This window comes from Mesorhizobium sp. M0045 (genome assembly GCF_040323385.1).
Lineage (GTDB): Bacteria > Pseudomonadota > Alphaproteobacteria > Rhizobiales > Rhizobiaceae > Mesorhizobium.
In genome coordinates this window covers 22,571-30,020 of the sequence record NZ_JAMYUY010000035.1, presented here as the reverse complement: position 1 = coordinate 30,020, position 7,450 = coordinate 22,571, and the positions used below count along the sequence as shown (strand labels likewise).

Here is a 7,450-nt window from a genome sequence, read left to right as displayed (position 1 = left end):
CTCCGCTGTATCATGCTCACGGTTGATGAGGACCTCCTCGCTTGGTAGCTGGTTGCTCCTGTCCTGTGCAGCGATCCGCTCGTCCAGCGCGCGCTGGTCGCCGTCGCGCCAGCTCAGGGGACGAAAGGACCCTGCGGGATCCGAGGCTTGGTGATGGTGCCCAGGCACGAAAGACGATGCCACAACAGCGTCGTCTTCATTAGCTTCCCCAAGGGGGAGATTCTCCGGCCAACTGAATGTCTCCTGCGGCCCGCTGCGCTGCGCAGCGGCGTCCCCCGTCCCAACGGGGCTTTCCTTAACCGCGTCTCGGGCGTGTCGGTCCATGAGTTCAAAGTTCGTGAGATAATTTGCCGTTCCAGATGTATCGTCACCCATGAGTCGGGCTTGTAGTGCCTGCCGATTGACGACGAGGTTGTTGAGGTTCAGGTCATCTGGCTGCCATCTTTGCAATCGCCCAACCAGCGCCCGCGTGCCGTCCACCACGTAGACTCCGCAATCCCACCTGTTGCTCTGCTGGGCCATGCGGGGTGAGTCCAGGCGGGCGCCCAGCCTTTTTGCGAACTCTTTTGCAAGCTCTTTATTGTATTCCCCGGCGGAGTCATAATGATGGGCAACCGGCCGTGCCCGGTCGCGGCGATCAACGAATAGCAGCGACCAATGGGTGCCGCGCTCCTCACGAGTCGTACCGGCATCGCTCACTGGCACGAACAGGAAGTCGGCTGTGTCGTTACCGTTCTGATTATGGACGATGCGCTGGAATGCGCTTAGCCTGTCGCTCTCGGAGCCGAAGCGCAGATGAGAATGGGCTACGAGGGGATCCACGAACCGCGTCCGGGCGGCGAGTTCTGGATTGTTCCCCTGCAACTCCTGCTCCAGGAGCTGGTAATCCCTCTGGATATGTTGGTCGCCTAGCAATTGCAATGCGCCGAGCACCCGCCCGTCTTCATTAGCTTTCCCAGGGAGCTTCTCTGGCCGACCCAATGCCTTCTGCGGCCCGCTATGCTGCGCAGCGGCGTCCCCAATGGCACGAGCCTCCATGCCGACTGCGTCTTCCGGACGAGCAGCAAGGGCAATTTCGCGCCTGAGTTCGGACTTCCGGAGATGAGCTAGTGCACTGATCCCACCGGAGTTCATATAGCGCTTGGCATCTTCATCCAGCGACCCCTCGTGAAGCCGAGCCGCAATCCCCGGCTTGTTGTTTTCAACCAGGTATTGACTAAAACGTCTAAGAGCAGATCCATAGGTCTGAATGGTAGCGGGATTCGGCTCGGTCGCAGACGCTGCCTTGTACTCTTTGATGAGAGCCGCTGTGTATTTTCTGATGAGCGCGGCGTCGGCAGGGTCGGGAGTCAGGACAGCGCGGCCCAGCACTGGCGCTCCGCCCGCCCACGTCTTGAGACGACCCACTGCTCTAGCCACGTCCGAGGGGCCACGCCTGCTCTCGTACTCCGAGGGGCCGACCCTGCTCTCGTACTCCTTGAGATCCTGATCCAGCGCGTCAAGCCGAGCAGCAAATCCCGGCCTGTTATTATCAAAGAGCCAACGACCGAAGCCGAGAAGAGAATTTACATGGCGCTTGACCGAGCGCTCCCCGACCTTACCGGCATAGAGTGCTGACCTCAGCCCTTCGACAACAGTCGCATCGTTGGAATAAAGAGGACGCTTGTCGTGACCGGAGACCACTATTGAAGGATCTGGCTGCACCGCCGCCGGCACAGAACGAGCATGGTCACGCAACTCGACCGGTGCGGGATTCAGATCAACCACTGACGAATCCGGTGCATGATGATGGCGCGCCGTTGAGTGACCCGGCTGCAGCACCGAGGCACCTAGCATCGACCCACTGCCTCCGGCGTACGGCGCCGCGGCGTGTTCTTGTCCGCTCCCTTGCATCAGGGGCTGCGCTTCCCATGGGGCCGCGGCTTCGATGAGGCTCAGGTCTCCCTGAGACGGATGAGGATGGAACGGGTCTGGCAGAGCCGGAACGCCGGGGGCCGGAATTTGGGCAGCGGCTCGGCGCGCCTCGCCCAAGCGCTGCTCAAAGCCCGCTTGCCCGGCCTGTGCCGCTTGCTCTTGAGATGCCGGGGGCTGCACCTGCCGCCAAGCTGTTACATTGGATAGGTCAAATTTGTGCCGGTTCACGCTAGCCTCACGTCCACAGATCAGCTGAGCAACCTACTCGGGCATACTTACGAGAAGCTGACGAGGTCCGCGGTCCCGAAGCGGGTAGGCCTAATTTTCTGCGCGCCGATTGCGCTGGCGCGACGTAGCCCGGCCTTTTGCCAGCTCGGCAGCTACGGCTCGCAAAGAGCGTCGTAAGGCTTGCGGAGCCGCCCCTCAGCTCCCGTCGAGGAGCAATCCACAATTCACATATTGGAGATGGCTCGCTGGTTTACCGGTGTCGCTTTTACTTCCCGATTTCAAACAGGGAAAAGTTAGGTGTTGTTTAGGTTTTAGCGCTACGACAGCCCCGATTTTCCGCTAACGATTTCATTGGTCATTTGCCGAACCGATTACACAACCGAAAAGCAACTCCTTCCCCATCTCTCTCCGATGAAGCATGGTCCGCGGCACGTCGTGTAGCCCGCGAGCTGGATAAGATCCTCGATGGTGCGGGGCCCCGTCAGGCGCCGATCGAGCGGGCCGCCGCGGAGCTGCGCCCGCCAGATCTACAATCTGCTGGCGCGCTACCGCATCGACCGGACCGTGACGTCGCTGCTGCGCGACGGGGAGGGGACTCGGAAAAAGCGCCTTGACCAGGGTATCGAGGAGATCATCGTGAAGACGCAGTGGCTCGTGCTGGAGGCTCCGCCGCTCGCTCCCGTCGTGGCCGAGGTCCGGGCTCGCTGCGAGGAGGCCGGCCTGGCCACTCCATCCTATCTCACCGTCGCGCGTCGCATACCCTCGCTGTTCAGCCCCGAGTAGATCGCGAGGAAAAGATCAGCGAACCCGAAGCATCTTCAACGGCTCAAGGCGCGGCCGGGTTACATCCATGCCACGCACCCGCTGGATGTCTGCCAGATCGATCACACACCCACCGACATCAACTTCGTTGAGGTCGTCGACGGTGGTGGAACCTTCAGGGCCGCGCATATCTTACGATCGTTAGCGACGTGGCCACGCGCTGCATTCTCGGCTTCTGCCTCACCCTTGAGAAGCCATCGGCGCTGTCGGTCGCGCTCTGCCTCGCGCAGGCCATGTGTCCAAAGGAGGCATGGTTGGCCACGCATCCTGGTCGACGGCGCGCCACAACCAAAGCTTTTTGCCGGGCGATGGTGACGACCACTTCGTTCAGGTACCAGACATCATTCCGGCACGGCGGCTTGCGGCGCAAGCAGCGAGCGCAGTCCGGCCCGAACTTGATGCCCCAACGGCGACTTGTCTCATACGAAACCACGATGCCGCGTTCCAGCAGCATTTCCTCAACCAGGCGCAGGCTCAGCGGAAACCGGAAATAAAGCCAGACCGCGTGGGCGATAATAGGCGGCGGAAATCGGGGGGCGTGTAGCTGACGGCGGGCGTATTCATGCCCCCCGGCGTCCATGTCGCAAATCTTGACGATTGCTTTGTGTGTCAAGCCGCCGCAGGTCCCAACGCGTTCATATGCAGACATTGTGAAAATCGCCCTATTCCGCCTTTTTTTTACCGCCCCTTAAGTCCCCCGCTCGCATGCTTGTCGATGCCATTGAACTCATAGCCATCGGGCAAGGATTTTGGAAAATATGTTTCCGCTCGCAGCAGAAAACGTGAGAGTCGCTGTAGGCCTAACGTTAAGGGGAGAGAGCGGTTTGAATTGGACGAAATGTGTACCGGAGTACCGAGTCATGAAGCCCCGAGGTAGTCTGGTCCGACTGAAGCAATTTCAGGTGAATGAGAAGCGGCGACAGTTGCACCAGCTAGACATGATGATTGCCGATTTCGAACGCATGGCGCGAGAACTGGACTTCCAGATAAACGCCGAGGAAACGAAGGCCGGCATCTCCGATGTCAATCATTTCGCTTATCCGACGTTCGCCAAGGCCGCTCGCCTACGTCGTGACAACGTCAAGAATTCGCAATCGGACCTTCTGCGGCAGAGAACCGCAGCCGAGCCATGCCTCGCCGAGGCTGAAGCAGAGCTCTCCAAGGCGCAAATGCTAGAATCGCGCAGCGGCAGAGGCCACGACCTCGAACCCGGCAACCGAAGCGCCATGATCGGCTGAGCCGGACGGCTTCAGCGCGCCTCAATTCGCGACACCGACTGGCCGTTGGCGCGCGAGAGGCGTGCGGGCAGTGTAAAGATATCAGCGTCTTAATGCAGCGATAGCTGGCCGGGACGGCTGTCATGCTGCGGCGACATACGCGATTTTGTTCCAGATTTGCATAGCGGCGTTACGCAGGTATTGGGAGAAAGTGGAACTGGTTGGCAATCGGATCATCGGTGGAGACGAACCGCTGCCGGCGGATCGGCGCCTGGCGGCAACGCCTGGCGCTTTCGGCGGCGGCGGTAACGGCAAAGCAGGCTGGCCGCGTCGAGGATGAAGCGCCTGCGCGATGCCGTTCTGCTCACGGCCGGGAGACGGGGTCGGCCCCGCCGGCCGGATGCTGCTCGCTTGGCGCGGCACCGTAAAGTCAACCGACAACTTATGAAGATGTGCGTACATTGGGCCATGTCAGAAGTTGCTCGTGGTCCGCTCTATGGTCGCCACGGCTTTCCCCCGAGATCATTGCGCACGCGGTATGGCTCTACTTTCGCTTTCCGCTCAGCCTGCGCATGGTTGAGGGCATGCTGGCGGCCCGCGGCATCATCGTCACGCATCAGACCGTTCGAAGCTGCGCGGAGAAATTCGGGCGGAATTTCGCCCGAGAGATCAAGCGACGGTCAGCCGGCTGCATGGGCGACAAATGGCATCTCGACGAATGTGTCGTGGCTATCAGTGGCAAGAAGCAGTGGCTCTGGCGTGCCGTCGATCAGGACGGCTTCGTCCTCGAAGTGCTGGTACAAAGCCGCCGAAATTCCAAGGCGGCAAAGCGTCTGATGCACAGGTTGAAGGCTCAAGGGCAGACACCACGGATCATGATCACCGACAAGCTCCGATCCTATGATGCCGCCATGCGCGACCTCATGCCCGGCGTCGAACACCGGTCGCACACAGGCCTGAATAATCGAGCGGAAAATTCGCACCAGCCCACCCGACGACGCGAAAGGATCATGAAACGCTTCAAGTCGGCACGCCAGCTTCAGCGGTTCGTTTCCATCCATGATCCGATTGCCGACCTGCTCCACTTTCCCTGCAATGCGCTGTCATCGGCTCAACATCGAGACCTGCGTAACGCCGCCATGCATTGTGTCGCTACAGCGTCACAGCCGTCCCGGCCAGCTATCGCTGCATCAAGCCGATGAAACTTACAGTGCCGGGCGCGCTGCTACCTGATTTTCCTTACCGCTCAATCAATCTGACAGCACCGATTCTTCTCAACCGCGGCATGCCCTAAATCGCCACCTGCGTGCCGATCTCGACCACACGTCCGGTCGGGATCTGGAAATACTCCGTCGCATCGGCCGCCGAGCGGGCGAGCCCGATGAACAGCTTGTCCTGCCACACCGGCATGCCCGAATTGGGCGAGGCTTTGAGCGAGCGCCTCGACAGGAAGAAGGATGTCGTCATGATGTCAAACTTCCAGCCTTGCTTGCGGCAGGTCGCCAGCGCGCCCGGAATGTTGGGCTGCTCCATATAGCCGAAGGTCAGCGTCACCCGCATGAACAACTCGTTGACTGTCTCCATCTTGACCCGTTCGCTGTCGGGCACCAGCGGCTGCGGTGCGGTGACCACCGACAGAATGACGTTCTGCTCGTGCAGCACCTTGTAGTGCTTCAGGCTGTGCATCAGCGCTGTCGGCGCGCTTTGCGGATCGCTGGTCAGGAACACGGCGGTGCCGGACACCAGCTGCGGCTTTTTCTTCAACAGATTGCCGGCGAGGAAATCGAGCGGGATTTCGTTGCGGCGGGTCTTGTCGAAGAGATAGCGGCTGCCGCGTATCCAGGTCCACATCGCCAGAACGATGGTGAAGGCCACCGCAAGCGACGCCCAGCCACCCTCGAACACCTTGACGATGTTGGAGGCAAAGAAGCCGATGTCGATGAACGCGAACACCGCCGTCATCGCCACCGCCACCCACAGGCGCCATTTCCAAATGCGCGTCATGACGACGAACAGCAGCACCGTCGTCACCAGCATGTTGCCGGTCACCGAGATGCCATAGGCGGAGGCCAGCTTGCTCGATTCGCCGAAACCGACGACCAGCAACATCACCGCCAACGCCAGCAAAACATTGACGCGCGGCATGTAGATCTGGCCCGACTGCCGTTCCGACGTGTGCAGAATTTCGAGGCGCGGCAGCATATTGAGCTGCACCGCCTGCCGGGTCAGCGAGAAGGCGCCGGAGATGACCGCCTGGCTGGCGATAACCGTCGCGGCGGTTGCCAGCACCACCATCGGGATCAGCGTCCAGTCTTCGTTCATCTCGAAGAATGGGTGGCCGACGTGACCGTTCTTCGCCAGCACGAAAGCGCCCTGCCCAGCATAGTTGAGCAGCAGGCAGGGAAACACGATCCACAGCCAGGCGACCACGATGGGCCTGCATCCGAAATGGCCTAGATCGGCATAGAGCGCTTCTGCGCCGGTGACGGCAAGGAAGATGGCGCCGATGGTGACGAAAGCGACGTCGGGCGAATTGATCAGGAAGGCGACAATGTAATGCGGGCTGATCGCCCACAGGATTTCCGGGTCGGCGATGATCTGGTTGAGACCGGAAAGGCCGATCGCCAGGAACCAGACCGCCGTGATCGGCCCGAAGATCAGCGCCACACCGCCGGTCCCGAAGCGCTGCACCGAAAACAGGATCGCAAGGATGACCAGTGTTAGCGGCACGACGTAGGGCTGGAAGGTCGGGGTAACGACATTCATGCCTTCAACGGCCGAAAGCACCGAAATCGCGGGCGTGATGACCGCGTCGCCGAAAAACAGCGAGGCGCCGACGATGCCGATGCCCAGGATCACCGCCGACCGCTTGGGGAAACTGCCGCGCGCTAGCGCCATTAGCGACAGCACGCCGCCCTCGCCGCCGTTATCGGCGCGCAGCACGAACATGATGTACTTGATGGTGACGATAATAGTCAGCGACCAGATGATCAGCGACAGCACGCCGAGGATATCGCCGCGCTCGGCGACATTGCCGCCCGACGACGCCACCAGCGCCTCACGGAACGCGTAGATCGGGCTGGTGCCAATATCGCCATAGACAACGCCGAGCGCGCCTAGCATCAGCACCTTGGGGCTTTGCTGTTCGATTGCCGGATGGCTCGACTGTTCGACGGGTTCTGCCTCGCTACCAGTATTGGTAAGGACCATGGACGACACTCCGATAAGGGGCGGCCCTCTACCTTTGCTGCACTGCAATATCAAGTGCC

General features: G+C 60.7%; 3 protein-coding genes and 4 pseudogenes. 4 read left to right on the top strand and 3 right to left on the bottom strand.

Features of this window, described 5'->3' with window-relative positions; translation table 11 throughout:
• Positions 1–1,767, bottom strand: a 1,767-nt coding sequence (locus NKJ72_RS29560) for a Ulp1 family isopeptidase (protein WP_352480572.1), incomplete at its 3' end; no start/stop codon positions are given.
• A 734-nt stretch (positions 1,768–2,501) separates the two neighbouring features.
• Between NKJ72_RS29560 and NKJ72_RS29555 the strand changes: the two are divergent.
• Positions 2,502–3,224 (top strand): annotated as a pseudogene (locus NKJ72_RS29555) (TnsB C-terminal domain-containing protein); the annotation flags it as partial.
• Here NKJ72_RS29555 and NKJ72_RS29550 read toward each other — a convergent pair.
• Positions 3,223–3,528: pseudogene (locus NKJ72_RS29550) on the bottom strand (IS6 family transposase); the annotation flags it as partial. The pseudogenes NKJ72_RS29555 and NKJ72_RS29550 sit on opposite strands and share 2 nt — an antisense overlap.
• 296 nt (positions 3,529–3,824) lie before the next feature.
• Here NKJ72_RS29550 and NKJ72_RS29545 point away from each other — a divergent pair.
• The 3 genes and pseudogenes from NKJ72_RS29545 (at position 3,825) to NKJ72_RS29540 (ending at position 5,383) form a co-directional block, all read left to right on the top strand.
• The gene (locus tag NKJ72_RS29545; protein WP_352480573.1) at positions 3,825–4,202 is read left to right on the top strand and encodes a flagellar export protein FliJ; all 378 of its coding nucleotides are present in this window, start codon (positions 3,825–3,827) and stop codon (positions 4,200–4,202) included.
• Between the two features lie 236 nt (positions 4,203–4,438).
• A pseudogene (locus NKJ72_RS31070) lies at positions 4,439–4,599 on the top strand (DUF1403 family protein); the annotation flags it as partial.
• Between the two features lie 50 nt (positions 4,600–4,649).
• Positions 4,650–5,383: pseudogene (locus NKJ72_RS29540) on the top strand (IS6 family transposase).
• 88 nt (positions 5,384–5,471) lie between these two features.
• Here the strand turns inward: NKJ72_RS29540 and NKJ72_RS29535 are convergent.
• Entirely contained in the window at positions 5,472–7,391 is a 1,920-nt protein-coding gene (locus tag NKJ72_RS29535) for a potassium transporter Kup (protein WP_352480571.1), read from the bottom strand.
• Between the last annotated feature and the right edge of the window lie 59 nt (positions 7,392–7,450).